General features: G+C 38.9%; 20 protein-coding genes. 11 read left to right on the top strand and 9 right to left on the bottom strand.

The genetic code is table 11. The features are described from left to right. Nucleotides 1-139: 139 nt before the first annotated feature. From RB151_RS17105 to RB151_RS17090, 4 genes are all read right to left on the bottom strand, one after another. Entirely contained in the window at nt 140-685 is a 546-nt protein-coding gene (locus RB151_RS17105; protein ID WP_071548544.1) for a fimbrial protein, read from the bottom strand. Nucleotides 686-690: 5 nt separating this feature from the next. After that, nucleotides 691-1,254 (bottom strand): hypothetical protein, encoded by a 564-nt coding sequence (locus RB151_RS17100; protein ID WP_071548543.1) that lies wholly within the window; start codon nt 1,252-1,254, stop codon nt 691-693. After that, nucleotides 1,229-1,903 (bottom strand): fimbrial biogenesis chaperone, encoded by a 675-nt coding sequence (locus RB151_RS17095; protein ID WP_048609192.1) that lies wholly within the window; start codon nt 1,901-1,903, stop codon nt 1,229-1,231. Before RB151_RS17095 ends, RB151_RS17100 begins: the two co-directional genes overlap by 26 nt. 77 nt (nt 1,904-1,980) lie before the next feature. Next, entirely contained in the window at nt 1,981-2,526 is a 546-nt protein-coding gene (locus RB151_RS17090; protein WP_071548542.1) for a fimbrial protein, read from the bottom strand. 805 nt (nt 2,527-3,331) lie between these two features. On the opposite strand from RB151_RS17090, the gene RB151_RS17085 reads away from it, so the two are divergent. The 4 genes from RB151_RS17085 to yjiA all read left to right on the top strand — a co-directional run bounded on the left by RB151_RS17085 (nt 3,332) and on the right by yjiA (nt 7,727). Then, nucleotides 3,332-3,838, top strand: a complete 507-nt coding sequence (locus RB151_RS17085) for a WG repeat-containing protein (protein ID WP_225833038.1) — start codon at nt 3,332-3,334, stop codon at nt 3,836-3,838. Nucleotides 3,839-4,268: 430 nt separating this feature from the next. Continuing rightward, a complete protein-coding gene (locus tag RB151_RS17080; RefSeq protein ID WP_042848244.1) occupies nt 4,269-6,422 on the top strand; it encodes a carbon starvation CstA family protein in 2,154 nt (717 codons plus the stop codon). Nucleotides 6,423-6,524: 102 nt separating this feature from the next. Then, nucleotides 6,525-6,728, top strand: coding sequence for a YbdD/YjiX family protein (locus RB151_RS17075; RefSeq protein ID WP_042848243.1), 204 nt, complete (start codon nt 6,525-6,527; stop codon nt 6,726-6,728). A gap of 36 nt (nt 6,729-6,764) precedes the next feature. After that, nucleotides 6,765-7,727: a GTPase gene (gene yjiA, locus RB151_RS17070; RefSeq protein WP_048608108.1), complete on the top strand. Its 963-nt coding sequence runs from the start codon at nt 6,765-6,767 to the stop codon at nt 7,725-7,727. A gap of 106 nt (nt 7,728-7,833) precedes the next feature. Here the strand turns inward: yjiA and RB151_RS17065 are convergent, their stop codons facing one another. Together RB151_RS17065 and RB151_RS17060 are read right to left on the bottom strand one after the other, a co-directional pair. Then, nucleotides 7,834-9,153, bottom strand: a complete 1,320-nt coding sequence (locus RB151_RS17065; RefSeq protein WP_048608107.1) for a serine dehydratase subunit alpha family protein — start codon at nt 9,151-9,153, stop codon at nt 7,834-7,836. Between the two features lie 210 nt (nt 9,154-9,363). Next, nucleotides 9,364-10,710: an MATE family efflux transporter gene (locus tag RB151_RS17060; RefSeq protein WP_042848235.1), complete on the bottom strand. Its 1,347-nt coding sequence runs from the start codon at nt 10,708-10,710 to the stop codon at nt 9,364-9,366. Nucleotides 10,711-10,907: 197 nt separating this feature from the next. Here RB151_RS17060 and RB151_RS17055 point away from each other — a divergent pair, with 197 nt between their 5' ends. The 3 genes from RB151_RS17055 (at nt 10,908) to RB151_RS17045 (ending at nt 13,418) form a co-directional block, all read left to right on the top strand. Next, nucleotides 10,908-11,804 (top strand): diaminopimelate dehydrogenase, encoded by an 897-nt coding sequence (locus RB151_RS17055; RefSeq protein ID WP_042848233.1) that lies wholly within the window; start codon nt 10,908-10,910, stop codon nt 11,802-11,804. 176 nt (nt 11,805-11,980) lie between these two features. Continuing rightward, on the top strand, nt 11,981-12,718 hold the full coding sequence (locus RB151_RS17050; RefSeq protein ID WP_042848231.1) for a hypothetical protein: 738 nt from the start codon (nt 11,981-11,983) through the stop codon (nt 12,716-12,718). 4 nt (nt 12,719-12,722) lie between these two features. After that, entirely contained in the window at nt 12,723-13,418 is a 696-nt protein-coding gene (locus RB151_RS17045; RefSeq protein ID WP_048608106.1) for a hypothetical protein, read from the top strand. 56 nt (nt 13,419-13,474) lie between these two features. On the opposite strand, the gene RB151_RS17040 is transcribed toward RB151_RS17045, so the two are convergent. Together RB151_RS17040 and RB151_RS17035 are read right to left on the bottom strand one after the other, a co-directional pair. Continuing rightward, complete coding sequence (locus RB151_RS17040) at nt 13,475-14,302, bottom strand: phosphoenolpyruvate hydrolase family protein (protein WP_042848226.1); 828 nt, start codon at nt 14,300-14,302, stop codon at nt 13,475-13,477. A gap of 12 nt (nt 14,303-14,314) precedes the next feature. Further along, nucleotides 14,315-15,535: a Tm-1-like ATP-binding domain-containing protein gene (locus tag RB151_RS17035; RefSeq protein ID WP_042848224.1), complete on the bottom strand. Its 1,221-nt coding sequence runs from the start codon at nt 15,533-15,535 to the stop codon at nt 14,315-14,317. A 379-nt stretch (nt 15,536-15,914) separates the two neighbouring features. Between RB151_RS17035 and RB151_RS17030 the strand changes: the two genes are divergently transcribed. Together RB151_RS17030 and RB151_RS17025 are read left to right on the top strand one after the other, a co-directional pair. Further along, complete coding sequence (locus tag RB151_RS17030; RefSeq protein WP_042848223.1) at nt 15,915-16,541, top strand: TetR/AcrR family transcriptional regulator; 627 nt, start codon at nt 15,915-15,917, stop codon at nt 16,539-16,541. A 185-nt stretch (nt 16,542-16,726) separates the two neighbouring features. Next, nucleotides 16,727-17,767 (top strand): AbrB family transcriptional regulator, encoded by a 1,041-nt coding sequence (locus RB151_RS17025; protein WP_042848222.1) that lies wholly within the window; start codon nt 16,727-16,729, stop codon nt 17,765-17,767. 104 nt (nt 17,768-17,871) lie between these two features. Here the strand turns inward: RB151_RS17025 and RB151_RS17020 are convergent, their stop codons facing one another. Continuing rightward, nucleotides 17,872-18,219 (bottom strand): YacC family pilotin-like protein, encoded by a 348-nt coding sequence (locus RB151_RS17020; RefSeq protein ID WP_042848221.1) that lies wholly within the window; start codon nt 18,217-18,219, stop codon nt 17,872-17,874. A 240-nt stretch (nt 18,220-18,459) separates the two neighbouring features. On the opposite strand from RB151_RS17020, the gene cueO reads away from it, so the two are divergent. After that, nucleotides 18,460-20,094: a multicopper oxidase CueO gene (cueO, locus tag RB151_RS17015; RefSeq protein ID WP_042848220.1), complete on the top strand. Its 1,635-nt coding sequence runs from the start codon at nt 18,460-18,462 to the stop codon at nt 20,092-20,094. A gap of 127 nt (nt 20,095-20,221) precedes the next feature. Then, nucleotides 20,222-20,758, top strand: coding sequence for a hypoxanthine phosphoribosyltransferase (gene hpt / locus RB151_RS17010; protein ID WP_042848219.1), 537 nt, complete (start codon nt 20,222-20,224; stop codon nt 20,756-20,758). The last annotated feature ends 7 nt before the right edge of the window (nt 20,759-20,765 follow it).

Here is a 20,765-nt window from a genome sequence, read left to right as displayed (position 1 = left end):
TATTTAAAATAGAAATTAATAGCGAGTTGAAATCTATTTTCTATTTTAATTTATTATCAATAACAAGATTATTTCTTAATGGAAATTTATAATGAAATATAATTATAAATGGTTATGTTCAATAAATATTATCTATATATCAATCGGCATAATAGCCAATAGTTAATGTTGCAGAGAAATCACCATCGCTAGGGCTACAATTGCTTTCAGCGCAACGTAATTTGGCTGTCACCATTTTTGTTTCACTGACACTTTGAATATTATCCCAAATTATTGAGGCTGCATCTGGCTTTAATAATGAGCTCTGATTAACATCAATAACCCGATTTCCTTCTAATAACTGAACACCGATGACACCATTTGGGTCATCATTGAAGAAGTTTTTGCTGCCATTTAATGTATTACCTGATGCTAAATAAACCGCCGCCGTTTTTTGATCCGTCGTAGTACAATTTCTTAAACCAATCGAGAAGTTCTTTGCCACCGTATCCTTTTTAATTTCACTGACGGTTGTGACACCAGATGCATTACCAAATATAATTTCATTTGGGACATCGATTTCACAGGTCTTAGCTAAAAATAAAACAGAAAATTGGTATTCTACTTTGTAATCATCTGCCGCCATCACGGGGTAATGCATGAGGAGCATTAAAAAAGTCAGTAACCCCTGTTTTATTTTTTTCATGGCTCTTAATCCTGATAATATTCAAAAGTAACCGCAGCATTAGCATCGCCTGGCTTAACGTTATTCTCTCGTTTGACAAGGCTAACTTGGTAATTCACAACAATTGAATCTCTGGTTGTGGAAGGAAATGTGGAAATCCCTTCATCTTTCACCGCCTGACAATTTTGGTTGTTATTGTCGCAGGATTCAAGTAAAAAACCCGTTTTAGTTGTATCTGCTAATCCAAAAAAAATACCATTATTAAATGTTGTTGATGCGGCCGATTTAGATTTTATTTTAATTTTCTTTTCAGTACCTGCCGGGAAATTCTGACAAGTAATGGTATAAGAAAAACTTTCAGTTTTTATCGGTTGATTAATTGGGCTTTCGTCAACATCAGATGCTGTTAGCATTCCACTTTTATTAAAATCAATATATTTATCTAACTCACTGTTATCATCAAACTCACAAGTTCCTTTTATGATTTTGGTTTTGAACTGTATTTGCCCATTCTGAGCAATAATTGAGCCTGAGAATACAATGACACTTAGCGCTAATATCCCTTTACTCAACAGTCCCATGATATTCATTGTATCCTCCAAGGTCGTTGATAACAGCCCACTTAACAGCACCCACTTTTGATTGAGAAACAAAGTTCATTTCAGCAAATGGGGCAATAACATTATTTTGTTTATTAAGCTTAATCGCTTTGTTATTAACAGATAAACCAGCCAAATTGATATAGTAAGGCGAGTTATTGACTACCTTAACGCCATTGGAGGTACTTTTAGTTTTGATGCCTTTAAATGCTTCTTCTTGCTGCATCGGCAGATTAGCCGGTCGATAGAAAATTTTAATAACACTTTCTAACCCGACTTTTACCCCATCCGCTTTATCGGATTCAGGGACATTTCTTGAGTGAAAGTAATACATACTTTCACGATCTTTTGGAAACTTGTGTGTGAGCGCTTTTATTTTAATAATATTACGTTGTTTTGGCGCTAATTTAAAAATAGAAGGTGTAATGACAAAGTAACCTTCAGAAGGTGTTTTGCTGTCTAATTTTTGTGTAATAAAACTGGCGACTAAATACGATTTACTGTCTTCATTTCGTGCAGTAATTGCAGCAGAGTTTGTTGCTTCATCAATAACAATACGCGTTTGACTTAAACCGACACCCGCTTGAGAAGAAAACGAAAAAGCAAATAAGATAAAAAGTAAGGATTTTAATTTTAGCATTCTTTTTTTCTCTTATAATTTGCAGGCAGCAATAAATCACTGCCTGCTTTACTAGCTAAATTAACGCACGACGGTGATTAGTCGTATGCTACGCTGAATGTTACTGGCACATTTAAGTTTTGTGCGACAGCATCAGAAGCCGTTGCGTACAGACCAGCAACAACTGGGATGACGTAGTCATTTTTACCCGTTACTTTCAGGTCAGTAATTTCAGTTGCGATGTTAGGTTTAACTTCAGTTTTTGCTTTACCAGCAGCTAATTTAACACCGATTTGTGATGCTTGAGCGTCAGCAAACATATCTGAGTGACCAGTTAATGCTTCACCAGTTGCTAAGATAGAAACAGTCGTTGCATCAGCAGTTTGGTTTGTAGAATCGTCATAAACTTTAGTACAGTTATTTAAAACTAAGTTAAAGTTTGCTTCAGATAATGCTTTAGTAGTGTCTAGGTTTTCAGTTGAGTGTGTACCTAAGCTAACTAAATCTTTAGAAGCGCTGATATCACAAGTTGCAGCAACTAAACGTGCATTAAAGTTAACAGTTGCATCTTGTGCAGCAAAAGCTTGAGAAGAAAGAGTAGCAACCGCGAATGCACCAACTAAAGCAAGTTTATTCAATTTCATAATAATCATTCCTAAGTATGTGAGAACGCCTTAATTTAAAGATTAAATTAATGGGTATATAAATTTTAGAATTACAGATTAAGTTTTTATTTTATTAATGTAGATTTAATATGATTTATCTCATTATTAAATCCAAACAAATAAATATATTTATTCGGCCATTTAATAAAAATTAAACTAGCTTATAAGTAAAAACTTAACTTTAAAATATCTTCATGTCTATTTAATTAACTCTTGTCTACCAGAGTTCGTGGATAATATTAATTCTACTCATATAGGTTGTCAAACTGGTGAAAAATCCATTTTTAGGGTTTTTAAATAGTTTTCAAATTGTTATTTTCAATTAATATCAATAGGTTATGTTTTTTATGTGTAGCTTAACTAATATTTCGAGTTGTGATTCAGTTATATATTCTAAAAATAATTTAATTAACATGTTAATTCAGGCATAAATGTTGAAATTAACATTTACACACAATTTGTCGCTAAAAATAACACACAAGATGCGTATGCGGGCTAAATGTTACGAATAACTACGAGGTGTGATAAAAATGCCTATTATTTATTTTCTATTAACACTTAAATTAATCTTGATCATTTTTTTGGTAACTTACATAGAACACCATTAATTAAAAGAAGATAGTTGTTAGCCTCATCGAAATAGAGGGAAATGTGAAAACAATGTTTTTCTATTTTTTCTCTGGGATTATTCTTATAAAAATTTGCTATTTCTGTTTATTCTGAGTTTCACACGGGGAGATACTCGTTATAGTATCTAGTGTATAAGTGAAATCACTAAGCGATAGTGTCTGATTATCATAAAGAACAATTGATACAGGCTGACTTAAAACAAGGGAAAACCATGATGCATTATTTTATAAGTGTTCTTTCATTAGTTTTTGTCTCTTTTTTGTCTGTTGGGCAAGGCCTTGATGAACAATTTCGTTTATGGGTTTCTGGTGAGAAAGACAATATTCAGTGTTTTGACAACCAATCTTATTTTCAATATTGCTTACGCAAACTACCGAATAAGGGGTTAGTTGTGGTCGATAAGAAGGGGGATGAGGTTTATCAACTTTATTATTTTGATAATTGGCCTGATGAACCTCAAGAGGGGTTATATCGGTTTCGTAAAGGGAACAAAATAGGTTTTGCAGACGAAGTCACAGGGAAAATTGTATTCGATGCTATTTATGATTGTGCTTACCCTTTTAAAGGTGGGAAAGCGAAAGTCGGTATTGGTTGTGAAACACAAACGGATGGCGAGCACAGTTGGTGGGCAGGTGGTAAATGGACAACAATTACTCACTAGTAACGTGTTTTGATATTTAAACACATTAATTACGAATGATTGGCTGTTTTTACGTTTTATTTGCCATTTATTTACAATAATACTCATTTTAGTTAATTAATTTATAGTAATTAACTAATTGAAAACTAATTGTAATTGTTATTTAGATCACAGTTTTTATCTTGTTTAACCCCCCTAAAAACCATTCACAGCAAAAAATAAACCGCTTAAGTCTGTATAACACCGCTTAGCATAACTTTAAACAATGACGGCGTATAATTTATTACCATAGACCCCATGGCAGAACTCATTTTTATTTTTACCGTTCAACCACTGCCAATAAAAAATCATCAGTGATGAATGACACGCTAGCAATAAATAGTTATCCATTTTTCACTGATGGTAAATACAAAATCAAAGGCATGTTCGTTTTACCTCAGAAGGGTGTTCTATGAACAAAAATGGCATTTTAAAGCATATTCCGTGGATGATCCTTGGAATTATTGGTGCAGTCTGTTTAGGTGTAGTCGCGCTTAGACGTGGCGAGCACATCAGTGCGCTATGGATAGTTGTTGCTTCTGTAGCGGTCTATCTCATTGCATATCGATATTACAGTTTATACATCGCTAAAAAAGTGATGAAGTTGGATGAAACTCGTGCAACACCCGCCGTCATTAATAATGATGGATTAAATTATGTACCAACAAATAAAAACGTTCTTTTTGGTCACCACTTTGCTGCAATTGCAGGGGCGGGGCCATTAGTTGGACCGGTGCTTGCTGCTCAAGTTGGTTATTTACCCGGTACGTTATGGTTATTGGCCGGGGTTGTGCTTGCGGGCGCGGTGCAAGACTTTATGGTGTTGTTTATTTCTTCACGCCGTAATGGGGCATCATTAGGGGAGATCGTTAAGGAAGAGTTGGGGCCAATCCCAGGTACTCTAGCACTTTTTGGTTGCTTCCTTATTATGATCATTATTCTTGCTGTATTAGCATTGATTGTGGTGAAAGCTCTAGCGGAAAGTCCATGGGGGGTATTCACTGTTTGTTCTACAGTACCAATCGCATTGTTTATGGGGATATATATGCGATATATCCGGCCGGGACGTGTGGGTGAAGTTTCGGTTATTGGTATTGTATTACTTGTCGCATCAATCTGGTTCGGTGGGGTGATTGCTCATGATCCATATTGGGGACCTGCACTGACCTTTAAAGATACAACTATTACCTACGCATTAGTTGGCTATGCATTCATTTCTGCATTATTACCTGTTTGGTTAATTTTAGCGCCACGTGACTATTTAGCGACCTTCTTAAAAATTGGGGTCATCGTGGGTTTAGCCATCGGTATTGTTATTCTTAACCCTGAACTGAAAATGCCAGCAGTAACACAATTCGTTGATGGAACTGGCCCAGTTTGGAAAGGGACATTATTCCCATTCTTGTTCATTACCATTGCATGTGGTGCCGTATCTGGTTTCCACGCATTAATTTCTTCGGGAACAACTCCGAAATTATTAGCAAACGAAAAAGATGCGCGCTATATCGGTTATGGTGCCATGTTAATGGAATCTTTCGTTGCTGTTATGGCGCTGGTTGCTGCTTCAATTATCGAGCCTGGTCTGTATTTTGCTATGAATACACCGCCAGCGGCTTTAGGTATTACAATGCCTAACTTGCATGAACTCGGTGGGCCTGACGGCGCAGCTATTATGGCTCAACTGAAAGATGTTTCTGTTCATGCGGCGGCAACAGTCAGCTCTTGGGGCTTCGTAATTTCACCTGAACAAATTATGCAAACGGCGAAAGATATTGGTGAGCCGTCTGTTTTGAACCGTGCGGGTGGTGCGCCAACTTTAGCTGTCGGTATTGCATTTGTATTCCATGAAATTATGCCAGCGGCAAATATGGGCTTCTGGTATCACTTTGGGATCTTGTTTGAAGCGCTGTTTATCTTAACTGCACTTGATGCAGGAACTCGTTCTGGCCGCTTTATGCTGCAAGATTTGTTAGGTAACTTTGTTCCATTCCTGAAGAAAACGGACTCATTGGTTGCGGGTATTATCGGTACCGCAGGGTGTGTTGGTCTATGGGGTTACTTACTGTATCAAGGTGTTGTTGACCCTCTGGGTGGTGTTAAGAGCTTATGGCCATTGTTCGGTATCTCCAACCAGATGTTAGCTGCGGTTGCATTAGTCTTAAGTACAGTTGTTCTGATTAAGATGAAGCGCAGTAAATATATAATGGTTACCGTATTACCAGCAGTATGGTTATTAATCTGTACTACTTGGGCGCTAGGTCTGAAACTATTCAGTGATAATCCACAATTAGAAGGCTTCATGTATTTAGCTAAATCTTATAAAGATAAGATTGCAGCGGGTGGTGCGGAATTAACGGCACAAGAAATTACTAATATGAATCACATTATTATTAATAACTACACCAATGCTGGCTTGAGTGTTCTATTCTTAGTGGTTGTTTACGGTATCATTTTCTATGGTATCCGCGTCGGGATGAAAGCACACAAAAATCCGCAGCGTACAGATAAAGAAACACCTTATGTTCCTGTACCGAAAGAGGGCGTGAAAGTTTCATCTTCACATTAAGTCACCCTTCAATCATGCTGAGTTACCGAAAGGTACTCGGCAACTGAAAGGTCGCCCTACATTGTGTATTCATAATGTAGGGCATTTACATTGGAGAGGCTGATGTTTGGAAACCTCGGCAAAACAGGTAAGTACCTTGGGCAAGCTGCGCGTATGTTAATCGGTATCCCTGACTATGATACTTATGTGCAGCATATGAAAGATAATCATTCCGATAAACCGGTGATGACGTATAACGAGTTTTTTCGTGAAAGGCAGGATGCACGATATGGTGGCAGTGGCAAAGGCGGGTTTCGCTGCTGTTAATGATTACTTCGGTAAATGAATGCGGTGGGGGTAATAATGAAACCAATTAATGTCACAATTTTAACCGGTTTTCTCGGTGCAGGTAAAACGACACTCCTTAGTCATATTCTTCATACAGAGCATGGCCATAAAATAGCGGTGATTGAAAATGAATTTGGCGAAGTGCCTATCGATAATGCATTAATTGGCGATCGAGCGACACAAATTACCACATTAAGTAATGGATGTATTTGTTGCAGTCGTTCCAATGAATTAGAAAATGCATTATTAGACCTATTAGATGGGTTGGATAGTGGGAAATTAGACTTTGACCGTTTAGTGATTGAATGTACTGGCATGGCAGATCCAGGGCCAATTACTCAGACGTTTTTTTCCCATGAGGTATTGTGTGAACGTTATTTGTTAGATGGTATTATTACTTTAGTGGATGCCGTTCATGCAGAGAAACAACTGAATGATTTTGCTATTGCTCAAGCGCAAATTGGTTATGCTGACCGCATTTTACTCACCAAAACAGATATTGAGCCGAATACTGAAGCTTTAATTGAACGCCTACAACGGATCAATGCGAGAGCTCCGATTTACCCTGTTATTCATGGGGACATCAATTTAAATTTATTATTAGATATTGAAGGTTTTTTACTCGATTCAACACTGAATGTGAAACAACCTACTTTCCGTTTTGCACCTAAACAACAAAACGAGGTGGGGTCGATTGTACTTGAATTTGATTACCCTGTTGAACTGATGGAAGTTTCCCAAGTGATGGAAGATTTGTTGCTCAGTTTTGCTGATAATCTATTGCGGTATAAAGGTATTTTATCCATTAAGGATGAACCTAAGCGGCTCTTATTTCAAGGGGTTCAGCGTCTTTATAGTGCAGATTGGGATAGAGATTGGGAAGAGGGTGAACAACGTAGCAGTGTGTTAGTCTTTATTGGCATCGACCTTCCTGAAGCGATGATCCGTGAAAAATTTGCGGCATTAGAAGCCAAATAAAGCATGGCTGAAAAACGGATTTAAAGCGGTTTATTTCAACGAAAAGTCATTAGCGCTGATGGGGAGCAATGAATTTTAAGGTACCATCAGCGTTCAAGACGAAGAGTTAACGTGCTTTAGCCGCCATAATCTCAATGATTTGCACATCCGTATATTTCATTGAACCAGCAGCAAGTGAGCATAAATTAGCGATAGATTGGTCAACATCGTCAGAAACAATCCCATCAGACCCTTTGACACAGCTATTATCTAACGCCATGAGTACGGCTTTATAGGCTGCACTTGCACCCGTGGAAACTTTCATTGCACAACTGTTTGATGCACCGTCGCAAATCATCCCACTGACATCGCCAATCATGCTAGAAATTGCCATAGCGACAACTTCATAGCGGGATTCTAATAACCAGGCTATCCCCGCGGCAGCACCCATTGCAGCGGTAGTTGCTGCACATAGCGCCGACAGGGCTGGGAGTTGATTATGGATGTAAATTGCCATTAGGTGCGACAACATTAATGCACGAGCCAGTTGCTCCTCAGAGGACTGTAAATAATCGGCGGTGACAACAACAGGCATGGTTGCGGCAATACCTTGGTTACCCGAACCTGAGTTGCTCATCGCGGGTAAAACGGCCCCTCCCATTCGCGCATCAGAGGCAGCGGAGGTGCGGATCATAATTTCTGACATTAGATCTTTTGACAGCAAGCCACGGTCACGTTGAGTTTGCAGTGTTTTACCAATATGTAAACCATAGACATTACGTAGCCCTTCTTGAGATAACGCTTCATTTAAATGTGCGGCTTCTAAGATGAAACGAATATCTTCCAATGGTGCTTGGGTCGCAAATTGATAAACTGACTTCGCGGTGACAGGGGGAAGGGCAACATCTGCTGCACAGTCAGCAGCATCATCGGATTGAGGTTTGTTTAATGTAGCATCGAAGCATATTTGCTGGTTATGAATGATTTTAACGATATTTGTGTGAGAACCCGCAATAATAACGGTAGCTGAACCCGTTTGTGTATACACCGTTGCTTCTGAATATATAACGTCACTGCATGGATGTTTAATATCAACGGTGATAGCTCCTTGTTCTAACATCGTTTTACTTAGCGCAATGGCCTGCGCTGATGCGGATTTTAGAACTTCTAAACCTGCTTCTGCATCACCGCCAATGGCGCCTAATGCTGCTGCGATAGGCAAACCCACCATACCGGTTCCAGGAACGGTGACACCCATACCATTTTTCATTAAGTTTGGTGAAACAAAGGCACAAACACGAATAACTTGCCCATCAAGGAGGGACGCCGCTTTAGCGGCTGCATATGCCAATGAAATTGGCTCAGTACAACCTAAGGCTGGTTTGACTTCTTGTTTTACCGCATTGATAAAATATTGCCAAAGTAATGGTTGTGATTGAGCATGCATGGCAAGTCCCCCTTAATAAAATCTTTTTTGATTTTGTTATTTTAAACAACAAGCTGGAGAAAAACTTCGCTATGTTTGGGGGGATATAAGATGCAAAGAGAAAAATTTTCCCTAATTTAATTTATAAAGAATAAATTTTCCCAATGTTGAACTCGGTCACTTTGCCTTGCTGCTTAAAAATGAGCAAGACAAAGTGATCATAGTAGGTTACTAACTTTCAAGGTCTAGGCGTTTGCTTTGCCATTTGCGTGAACGCCAGCGCCATGCATTGGTTAAACCACGTAACCATTCATCGGCGAAGAAACCGAGCCAAATACCGAGTAAGCCCATTTCCATTTTAATGCCTAAGAAATAACCTAACGGAATGGCGACACCCCACATAAAGATAATTGCAGTGCACAGTGGAAAACGGGCATCTCCTGATGCGCGTAATGCATTCACCATCACAATATTAATGGTCCTACCTGGTTCTAAAAAGACAGACAGTAAGAACAGTGGCAATAGTAGTTCAATAATACCTTGGTCATCAGTAATGTTATTTAGGATAGGGTCACGTAATAACCAAAAGGCGATCACCACACCAATAGTGACGTAGAACCCCATCTTGAGGCTTTTCACTCCCCGATTAAAGGCATCTTCAAAACGTTTTGCACCAACAAGGTGACCAACCATAATTTCATTACCAATACTGATAGAAATACCAAATAGCATGATAAATAAGGATAATTGAAAATAGAGTGTCTGCGCTGCTAGTGAGGTTTCGCCCATTAAACCAATAAAGGCAGAAGCCGTCATAAAGTGTAGGATCCAGACAAGGTTTTCCCCTGCAGAGGGGAGACCAATATGCAAGATTTTGCCCAGCATTTTACGTGACCAGTGGACCAACATTATCGGCACAAATTTGATACGTAGGCCATAAAACAGCAGGCAAAAGAGTAGGATCACGGCAACAACACGACCGACAACTGTCGACCATGCAACGCCTTCAAGACCGTATTGAGGTAAGCCAAAGAAACCATAAAGTACAATAATATTTCCAAAAACAGTAATTACGTTGGCAATCAATGTAACCCACATGGCTGGCTGAGCCTTTCCATAAACCCGCAAGCATGCGGCTAAAATAATGGAAATGGCTTCAGGAATTAAGCAAATACCTAAAATACGTAAATAAGTATAACCGTCAGCCATCAAATGTGATGGCATATTCATAATGGTTAAAATACTGTAACCAAAAAATAAAGCGACGAGGGCACTAGAAAAGCCAAGAATAAAGTTAAATGCGATAGAAATATGGATCGCTTGGCTTGCCTTTTCACGGCGTCCAGCCCCTAAATATTGAGCAATAACAACACTGCACCCCACACTAATAAAGTTAAAAATAGTAATAAAAAGGTCAAACACTTGGTTACCTACACCCATTGCAGCTAAATAGGCAGTAGAAACGTGGCTGACCATATAGGTATTAATTAATAAAGTGGCCAAATGGAGAAAAATATCGATAAAAATTGGCCAGCTGAGCGAAAAGAGTGATCGCTCAGTCACATCGGATTGATGCATTGAGAACCTTTATATTCATAAGTATTTGGGAAAGTATTCTGAACCGCTAATTCTACATGGATTCCAACAATGAAAATAGGGTTAAAATGCTTCCATCTGAATAAAGCTAATGTTTTGTTTACTTTTACTTATTCTGTTAGATTTAATTTCGCTATAAATTAATTAATAAGCAACATCAGAACTGTATAGGAGTAAAAATGACAAAAATTAAAGCAGCAATAGTGGGCTATGGCAATATTGGTCGCTATGCACTAGAAGCTGTTCTAGCCGCTGAAGATTTTGAGCTGGTTGGCATCGTGCGTCGTAATACACAAGATATTCCTGCTGAACTTTCCGCTTATAAAGTGGTTGATGATATTGAAAAGCTAGGGAAGGTAGATGTTGCTCTACTGTGTTCGCCAACGCGTGCGATCGCGCCATTAGCAGAAAAAATACTGGCCAAGGGGATTAATACTGTTGATAGCTTTGATGTTCACTCAGATATTGTGGCGTTAAAACATCGTTTAGATGACGTGGCTAAACAGCATAATAGTGTGGCGGTTGTCTCTGCTGGCTGGGACCCCGGCTCAGATTCTATCATGCGTACTTTAATGTTAGCTATGGCGCCAAAAGGTGTGACTTATACTAACTTTGGTCCCGGTATGAGCATGGGGCACAGTGTGGCAGCCAAAGCCATTGATGGGGTAAAAGATGCTCTATCTGTGACTATTCCGTTGGGAACAGGGGTTCACCGCCGCATGGTATACATTGAACTTGAAGCGGGTGCAAAGTTTGATGATGTGGCTCAAGCCATTAAAGCGGATAGTTATTTTTCATCAGATGAGACGCATATTCGCCAAGTCGATAGTATTGATGCACTAAAAGATGTTGGTCATGGCGTTCATATGACCCACAAAGGGGTTTCAGGGGCAACACATAATCAGTTATTTGAATACTCAATGCGCATTAATAACCCGGCGTTAACCTCACAGTTTATGGTTTCTGCTGCTCGAGCTACCATGAAGCAAGCTGCGGGTGCTTATACTGTGATTGAAATCCCACCAGTGAATTTCCTGCAAGGTGACTTAGATACATTAATTGCCAAATTGGTTTAATCACAATAGGTAATTTTTCATTAATGGCATGGAGGTTCATTCCATGTCATCTTGTCTTAATTTATTACAGTTGTTCTTACGCTAAATTTGTTATTCAGATTTAAGGCACTGTTTATTATTTGTATTATCAAGTAGCTTATAAAGAAAAAATATATTGTTGAAAACGGAGTAAGATAATGGCGAAGTCGTCAGGGAATGGACAAGTGGAAACCAAAACAAATAAAAACCAAGGTTTTTTCCCAAAAGAACCAGCAGTAAAAAGTGTGCAAGAAAGTTCACATTCTTTTAGTCTTATTCGCGTTTTTTCAAAGCTAATTAATTATGGTTTCTCTCTTTTCTATGTTGGCTTTATTTTATCAGTGTGGTTTTTTCCTGAGTATTACACGGTGGAAATTATCTATAACCTAACGCTGATCCTGATCTTTGAATTTATTTTAGTTCACTCCGGTGTATTTATGGCGGTATTTCGTGATTGGCGGATATTAATGCTATTTGCGTTGCTATATGGTTTATTTGCATTAGCAATTAATATGGCAGTATTAGGTGACTCTCCGCTAATCTTATACTTGTATAGTGCTACTGTGGCGAACCGAATGCTTTTTGGTATCAGTAGTCGTACAGAACAAGAACGCGGAGAAAATATGGGCTATTCGGCTTTGATGGCATTAAATTTTATGTTTTGTATTTTCTTTGTAATTATTTTGTCTTTTCTTGTTCCTTATGGTGGATTAACGCCAGAGTATTTAAGGTCCATTGATTATTATTCCAGTATTTCTTCAGGCGGTGAATTTCCAGAAAAACCTCATGTGGCTTTTGCTTTTGGTGTTCTTTACTTTGGAATGCCGTTATTTATGGCCTGCCTAATGCATTTTTTGTGTAAAGGGCACTCTATTTACCAAAAAAAAGAGAAGTAATATTGTGGCAAGGAAGATCAGAAATAGAAAACATGCCAATAAACGCTCGACATCATTTACAGCGAAAGGGAAACGTCATTTTGTTGCATCAGACAAACAGCAAGGAATGATGAGTTTTTTACCTGAGTTAGTGGATCACGGCTTAACTATTTTTTATATCGGTTTTTTATTGTCTTTATGGTTTTTCCCCGATTGGTCGGGGGTTGAAGTTGTTTACAATATGGTGTTGATTCTGCTGTTCGAATTTATTTTAGTGCATATGGGCACGATGATGGCAGTGTTACAACGTGGTTTTTTCTTTGTTTTTGTGGCTGCTATTTTAGGCGGTGTGGCCTATATTTTTCATACAACACAGATTAATTCTTCTGCTATTCTTTATATTTACGCTGCTACGTTAATTAATCGAATTATCATTGGACGCCAACAAGGGAGCCAATTTGATAATTTTAATGCCTTCGATGAAGGGCTTGCAAAATTACGCCATTATGTTGCGTGTTTTATCATTGCTGTATTTCTAACGCATTATTTACCCCAAGGGGGGCTCACTGAGCAATACCTTGAAGAGAATAATTATTATGGCATGTTAAAAATGACAGGCATGACAGAAAACCCATTAATCATTATTCAATTTGGCGTTTTGTACTATTCTACTTCTCTGCTTTGGGTGTTGTGGCGTTTTTTAAAACGGCATAAAAAATAAAAAAGCGCCTATCGAAATAGGCGCCTGGTGTTGGCAAAACAAAAAAATAATAAAAATTAACGTGTTATTGTTTTAAATTGCTGTGTAGTCTTTGTGAGTGCGACTTCGGTAGGCAAACGTTCCATTGAACTTGCGCCATAAAAACCATGGCAGTCAGGGCAGTTTGCTAAAATATATTCGGCATCTTCAGGTGTTGCGATAGGGCCACCGTGACAAAGCACAATAACATCATCACGTACTGCTTTAGCGGCTTTAGCCCATTCATTGATTAGTGGCACACAATCTTTCAGTGTCAGTGCGGTTTCTGCACCAATATTACCACCTGTTGTTAGCCCCATGTGTGGCACGATGATATCAGCGCCTGCTTCAGTCATCGCTACAGCATCTTCAGCGCTAAATACGTATGGCGTTGTCAGGAGGTCTTTTTCATGTGCCATACGGATCATATCGACTTCTAGGTCATAACCCATTCCCGTTTCTTCCAAATTAGCACGGAAATTACCATCGATTAAGCCAACTGTTGGGAAGTTTTGTACGCCCGCAAAGCCTGTTGTTTTGATGTCATCTAAAAACTTATCAAATTGGCAGAATGGGTCAGTACCGTTTACACCAGCAAGAACAGGGGTGTGCTTAACTACTGGTAATACTTCTTTTGCCATATCCATGACAATTTCATTGGCATTGCCGTAAGCGAGTAAGCCTGCGAGTGACCCACGACCCGCCATACGGTAACGGCCTGAATTATAAATAACAATTAAATCAATACCGCCAGCCTCTTCACACTTAGCAGATAGACCCGTACCAGCACCACCGCCGATAATTGGTTCGCCACGAGCAATCATTGCTCTGAATTTTTTTAATAAATCTGCGCGGTTATGTTTCATAATTAACCTCTATTATTTGTTCAAAATATCCTGGTGTAGTTGAATAACCTGCTCACAAAACTCTTGGGAGTTAATGTGATAAGGACTCAAAATAAGCTGTCTTTTTTCTGTTTTAATTAAATTTTCATTGAGCGCATCAATAAAGGCTTGGTCAGCAATTGGGTCCCAGAAAGGAGCCCCATCGATATCTAATGCTGAAAACCCTGCTGTTGGAACAATAAAACGGATCTCTCCCTCACAACGATTTAATTTTTCGGCGATCCAGCGGCCCATCTGTTGGTTTTCTTCTTTTGTTGTTCTCATCAATGTGACTTGGGCATTATGATGATAAAATAAGCGGTCTTGGTAATGTTCGGGAACCGTAGAAGGGCGGCCAAAATTGACCATATCCAAAGCGCCACAGGACATAACGCAAGGTGTCTGAGTGCGTTCGATAGCGCCAAAACGATCTTCATCACAGGCTAACACGCCGCCAAAAAGGTAATCACAAACCTCAGTCGTCGTGATATCTAATACGGAATGAAGTAGCTTACTATCAATCAGTTTTTCCATCGCTTTACCGCCACTGCCTGTTGCATGGAATACAAGGCAGTCATATTGTTCTTCTAATTGCGCGGTTAATTGCTGAACACATGGGGTGGTGACACCAAACATAGTTAAGGCAATTGCTGGTTTCAAATCAATGTTTTCTTCGGTGTCTTGATCAAACCAAACAGCCCCAGCGATTTGGTTAGCGGCATTTTTTAATACCTTACGGGAAATTACATTTAATCCTGATACATCTGTTACGGAGTACATCATAGAAATATCACTGGCTCCGATATAGCCAGAAATATCTCCTGAGGCCATAGTGGATACCATGAGCTTAGGAATACCAACGGGTAATACTTGCATTGCTGGTGTGATTAGCGCAGTACCGCCTGAGCCGCCTAAACCAAGAATTGCAGCTACATCTGTTTGGGCTGAAAGATATAAGCTAAAGGCTTGTGCCATCGCTTCTATTGCTTTACCTCTATCGCCACAGAATACGGCGTTTGCACCAAGAGGGTGAAAACTTGCTACAGTACTTGCACTGACATCTGCATTTTTTTCTAATTGAGTCTTTTGTGTTGTCAGGTCAACAGTACGCACAGCTAATCCGGCACTTTTTATTAATTCACTGACATAAAAAACTTCAGCGCTTTTGGTATCAAGTGTTGTTGCAACATAGATAAAACCCTGATTTTTTTTCATTGAAAAATCCTTTCAGATAGAAGCGGGTCGTTGAATTTCCCATCACAATGAGACTATAGTATCATTTTGGATAAATGTAAAATGAGACTATCGTCTCATTTTTAGGTTTGTTGTAGAGGTAAATAGTTGTTAGTATCTATATCTTATTGATAAATATTAGTAATTGTTTTTATGATGGTGAATCAATGATTAGGTTGGTAATACAAAGTTACAGTATAATTTATCATGAATGATAATTTGTTTTATGGAGAGCAAGGAAAAGCTCGAGGTGACAGCGTAAATTCATCTTTTTAATAGAGATGGTTACTTGCTTGTTGTTGTGCTTTATTAGTGACATTGACTAAACTTGTGGTAAGAAACAGTATTTTAAGGGTAAATAATGCCGAAGATTAATTCAGAACTACAATATAAGGGCACTCGAAAACGTACCTATGTACTATTGGTCACTACGGCTTTAGATTTATTTGAAAAGGGAGCTATGCCTTCTGTTTCGGAACTCGCTTTAGAAGCAGGAGTTTCTCGTGCAACTGCATATCGATACTTTCCAACACAAACTGATTTAATTACCGCAGTAGTTAATGAGAGTTTAGGGCCTATTTTAACTTGGCGCCCACAAAGCGTAAAAACGGAAGAGCGCATTGATGAGCTATTAACATATGCTTTTCCTCGAATGTTTGAACATGAAGGAGTATTGCGAGCGGCGTTACAAGCATCATTACAACAATGGGCTCAAGGTCGGTCTACCCCACTCAGTATAAAAGACAAACGGCTGGAAAGAGGTAACCGTAAAGATATCCTAACGATGGTGACGTCACCAATGAAATCAGAATTTCCGCAAGAAATTATTGATAAAGTGATCCGTGCTTTTTCTGTTATTTACGGCTCTGAAATATTTTTAGTGTTGAAAGATATTTGGAAAATGGAAGATTCCCAAGTCACCGAATTAGCGCAGTGGATGGCAAAAGCGATCATGAACCAAGCCGTTGCAGATAATGCGAATAAGTAAATATTCGTTAACGGACTTAACTGGTTTTTATCGACTGAAGTCAAAAAGATAAAATCAAAGTCTGATAAATAATCAATTAGTAGTGAATAATTACTATGGTGATAATTAAATCGATACTAGCCCCATATGGCATCGTTAATATGATATAAACTAAGGCTATAAATAATCTGAACGGTTAATGCCATATGATGAAGTTATTGAAAATGATAGGTGGGATTGCCATCTGTTCATTGATCGGCGGTGGGCTTACTTACCTAGGTATCCCACTTGCACTTATGTTTGGGCCGATTATCGCTGTTATTATTTTTCATCGTTTTGGTGTTTCTTTTGCTGTACCTAAGCATACGATTACTTTCGTTCAAGTTACCTTAGGGACTTCTGTTGGCTTGATGTTTAATCAGGTTTCCCTTAATGAGGCAGATAATTTATTTCTTTTATTATTAATGTTAGTTGTATGTTTAGCGGTACAATTTTCATTTAGTTTTTTTTGGTTTTATCGAAAAGTTGGTTGGACGAAACAAGAAGCAATGCTTGGCTCAGTGCCTGGGGCAATGGCCGCTATTTTAGCCTTAACTGACCATACCCATACGCCACCACAAAAAATTGTTATTTCACATACAATTCGCTTAATTATCCTGATTCTATTAGCAGGGATTGTTGTAGGTAGTGATGGTGATCCGCAACCTATCATAGAATTACCAGTACTAACTTTAACCTCAACGCTATGGTTATTGGTGATTATAGCGGTTGGTTTGGGGGCAGGGCTTATTTTGCAGCGTTTAAGGGTTCCAGCCCCTTTTATGCTAACGTCATTAGCTGCAGCAACGTTGATTCAAAGTTTTCTAGATATCCCATTAAGTTTCCCATTGATGTTAACTGAACTGAGTATGGTATTAATTGGGATGAACATTGGTAATCATTTTATTGTTTTCCCACTTTCCTCATTGATTAAAAATATTTACTCCTCTGCACAAGTGGTTATCATTAATATCGCATTAACTTTCCTGATTACTGTATTTGCCTCTTGGGTAACGGGTTATGATATTTCTGTACTCTTACTGGCTTGGGCTCCAGGTAGTATGGAAGCAATGACCTTTGCTGCGATTACGATGAACCTTGATGCTGGCTTTGTTATGTCAAACCATATTATCAGAATGGTTATTATCCAAAGTATTCCATCGATTGCTTTATTTTGGCAGGAAAAAAAGGCTAAAAGGCAAGGTTAATGTAGCGTGGTAAAAAGAAAGAAAACAGACAGAAAAGGTACGGGTGTGTTTTCTTTCTTTTGTTATACTTGGTTTTAAACAACCTGTATTAATTCATTTTAGGGTTATTTAACGTAAGCAAAAAGGCCGAGGGAATCCCGAGCAAGTGATTGGCATTTAAACTCGGTTGTCAGTGGTATTCCTTTTAAGTCTTTATAACTTTCTTTATTGAGAACGGTCATTTTTTCAGAATTATAATTGCTCAGATCCCATTTATTACTTTTAGCGAAGTAAACAATAGCCCGTTCGATTTCCCTGTCAGGGATTTGGGAGTACCCACAGTCATATTTTAGATAAATGAAAACAGCCGTCAGATCAGCGAGATCTTCAGCTTCATTGTTAGAAAGTGCTCTGGAAGAATTGGTTATCCCTAACAGAGTCATCAGGCATGACATCAATATAAATTTGCGCATTCGTTATTCTATCTGTTTTCTATGTCAAGTTACGTTAGCATAAGAATAGAATTGTTAGTCAACTATATTTTTCTTAAATCCATGTAATAAACCCACAATTATAGAGTGGATTTATTGACCTTCCTGTAAGGGGAGGCTTTATCATTCCTTTATTAAACCATGTTTTGCATAGAAAGGGTAATTTGCCATAAATTACTCTGATAATGATTATTTATTTGATAAACAAAAGGAAGGTTATCAATGCTACGTCGCGATTTTCTTAAGTTAAGTGCTATCACATACGCTGCAAGTGCGCTGCCTATTTGGAGCCGCATCGCGGTCGCAGCCGAAAATTACCCAACTCTTGCTATTCCGCCATTACTAGAGCCTGATGAGCAGGGAAATATTCAGTTAGCAATTCAGCAAGGTGTTTCTCAATTTGTCCCTGGAAAGAAAACGACAACATGGGGCTATAACGGAAATTTACTGGGGCCTGCGGTTAGTTTGAAAAACGGGCAAAGTGTGAATGTGAATATTATTAACCAGCTACCGGAAGAAACCACTGTTCATTGGCATGGTTTAGAAATCTCAGGTGAACAAGATGGTGGTCCGCAAGCGATTATCCAACCAGGAGCAAGCCGTAAAGTCAATTTTACGGTTAATCAAAGCGAAGCAACTTGCTGGTTCCATCCTCATACTCATGGAAAAACAGGCCACCAAGTGGCGATGGGGTTAGCGGGCTTAGTGATAATTAAAGACGATGATAGCACCAAGCAGGGGCTGCCAAGTTCTTGGGGAGTGGATGATATTCCTGTTATTTTACAAGATAAACGTTTAAAAGATGATGGTCAGATTGATTATCAACTCGATGTGATGAGTGCTGCGGTGGGTTGGTTTGGCGATATGATGCTAACTAACGGGGCTGTTTATCCAAAACATGTGGCACCTAAAGGCTGGCTACGCTTGAGATTACTGAATGGCTGTAATGCTCGTAGCTTAAATATTTCGACCAGTGATGGGCGTAAAATGTATGTTGTTGCCAGTGATGGCGGTTTACTCGCTGAGCCAGTTGCTCTAACTGAATTACCTATTTTAATGGGCGAACGCTTCGAAGTACTTATTGATGCTTCAGATGGTCGCGCTTTTGATCTTGTGACCTTACCTGTTGGGCAAATGGGTATGACTATCGCACCTTTTGACCAGCCATTACCTGTTTTACGTATCGAAACAACATTAACACCGAGTGAAGGAAAACTGCCTTCAACGCTTGCTGCAATACCGGCTATCCCTTCTCTTGCTGGTTTAAATCGCCGCCGGTTCCATTTAATGATGGATATGCGTTTGGATATGCAAGGTATGATGATGTTACGTGAAAAATATGGTCCGCAAGCGATGGGCAATATGGGCGGACATGGCGCTATGATGGGAAATATGGGTCATGGGGCGATGATGAATAATGGAGAAATGAACCATGGGAACATGGGACAAGGAAATAAACGTGGTGGGATGGGAAATGGAGGCCATTGTGGAACTAATTCAGGTGATTTAGACATTCACAATGCAAATACTATTAATGGACAAGTTTTCTCAATGACGCATCCTGCATTTAATGCCCCAATAGGTAAGCAAGAGATTTGGGTTGTTTCAGGGCGTGGTGACATGATGTTACACCCATTCCATGTGCATGGAACGCGTTTTCGTATTTTGAAAGAAAATGGCCAAGCGGTAGCGCCACACCGGCAAGGTTGGAAAGACATCGTTAAAGTTGAAGGGCAAGTGAGTGAAATTTTGGTGGAATTTAATCACCCTGCAACACAGCAGCATCCTTTTATGGCTCACTGTCATCTACTTGAGCATGAAGACACCGGCATGATGATGGGCTTTACTGTAAGTTAAGCGATATCCTAATTTTTAGGACAAAATGCAGTACTAAATTTTAGTACTGCATTTTCCTTTATTAGTATCTAGGTTCTGCCTATGCTAAAATTACGCGCTTTCCATTTCCATAGATGCGTAATTGAAGATGAAACATACCCTTGAAGTCATGATCTCTGAAGAAGAGATTGCACAACGAATCAGTGAATTAGCAGATAAAATTAGCACTCATTATCAACAAGTTGATGGTGAGTTAGTCCTTGTTGGTCTGCTAAAAGGTTCCTTTATTTTTATGGCTGATTTGTGCCGTAAAATTAATGTTCCCCATGAAGTCGATTTTATGACTGTTTCAAGTTATGGCAATGCAATGACATCGAGTCGTGATGTGAAAATTGTCAAAGATTTGGATGAAGATATTCGTGACAAACATGTCTTGATCGTGGAAGATATTATCGATTCAGGCAATACCTTAAATAAAGTCCGTGAGATTTTCGAATTACGTGGCCCTAAATCAGTCGCAATTTGTACATTACTTGATAAGCCTTCACGTCGAGAAGTGGATGTCCCTGTCGAGTGGATTGGCTATTCAATTGAAGACAAATTTGTGGTTGGTTATGGTATCGATTACGCTCAACAGTACCGTCATTTACCTTATATTGGTCATGTAACCTTACTTGAAGATTAAGGTATAA

The sequence above is a fragment of the Providencia rettgeri genome (assembly GCF_001874625.1).
GTDB classification, from domain to species: domain Bacteria; phylum Pseudomonadota; class Gammaproteobacteria; order Enterobacterales; family Enterobacteriaceae; genus Providencia; species Providencia huashanensis.
Note: the sequence above shows the minus strand (reverse complement) of the source record. Positions and strands in the feature narration are given on the sequence as shown.

Excerpts from the sequence above, each read along its gene's own strand:
- RB151_RS17105 (WP_071548544.1), bottom strand. The coding sequence starts at position 685 with ATGAAAAAAATAAAACAGGGGTTACTGACTTTTTTAATGCTCCTCATG.
- RB151_RS17060 (WP_042848235.1), bottom strand. The coding sequence starts at position 10,710 with ATGCATCAATCCGATGTGACTGAGCGATCACTCTTTTCGCTCAGCTGG.
- RB151_RS17020 (WP_042848221.1), bottom strand. The coding sequence starts at position 18,219 with ATGCGCAAATTTATATTGATGTCATGCCTGATGACTCTGTTAGGGATA.
- RB151_RS17075 (WP_042848243.1), top strand. The coding sequence starts at position 6,525 with ATGTTTGGAAACCTCGGCAAAACAGGTAAGTACCTTGGGCAAGCTGCG.
- RB151_RS17030 (WP_042848223.1), top strand. The coding sequence starts at position 15,915 with ATGCCGAAGATTAATTCAGAACTACAATATAAGGGCACTCGAAAACGT.
- hpt (WP_042848219.1), top strand. The coding sequence starts at position 20,222 with ATGAAACATACCCTTGAAGTCATGATCTCTGAAGAAGAGATTGCACAA.
- RB151_RS17035 (WP_042848224.1), bottom strand. The coding sequence starts at position 15,535 with ATGAAAAAAAATCAGGGTTTTATCTATGTTGCAACAACACTTGATACC.
- RB151_RS17065 (WP_048608107.1), bottom strand. The coding sequence starts at position 9,153 with ATGCATGCTCAATCACAACCATTACTTTGGCAATATTTTATCAATGCG.
- yjiA (WP_048608108.1), top strand. The coding sequence starts at position 6,765 with ATGAAACCAATTAATGTCACAATTTTAACCGGTTTTCTCGGTGCAGGT.
- RB151_RS17050 (WP_042848231.1), top strand. The coding sequence starts at position 11,981 with ATGGCGAAGTCGTCAGGGAATGGACAAGTGGAAACCAAAACAAATAAA.
- RB151_RS17100 (WP_071548543.1), bottom strand. The coding sequence starts at position 1,254 with ATGAATATCATGGGACTGTTGAGTAAAGGGATATTAGCGCTAAGTGTC.
- RB151_RS17025 (WP_042848222.1), top strand. The coding sequence starts at position 16,727 with ATGATGAAGTTATTGAAAATGATAGGTGGGATTGCCATCTGTTCATTG.
- RB151_RS17095 (WP_048609192.1), bottom strand. The coding sequence starts at position 1,903 with ATGCTAAAATTAAAATCCTTACTTTTTATCTTATTTGCTTTTTCGTTT.
- RB151_RS17040 (WP_042848226.1), bottom strand. The coding sequence starts at position 14,302 with ATGAAACATAACCGCGCAGATTTATTAAAAAAATTCAGAGCAATGATT.
- RB151_RS17090 (WP_071548542.1), bottom strand. The coding sequence starts at position 2,526 with ATGAAATTGAATAAACTTGCTTTAGTTGGTGCATTCGCGGTTGCTACT.
- RB151_RS17080 (WP_042848244.1), top strand. The coding sequence starts at position 4,269 with ATGAACAAAAATGGCATTTTAAAGCATATTCCGTGGATGATCCTTGGA.
- cueO (WP_042848220.1), top strand. The coding sequence starts at position 18,460 with ATGCTACGTCGCGATTTTCTTAAGTTAAGTGCTATCACATACGCTGCA.
- RB151_RS17055 (WP_042848233.1), top strand. The coding sequence starts at position 10,908 with ATGACAAAAATTAAAGCAGCAATAGTGGGCTATGGCAATATTGGTCGC.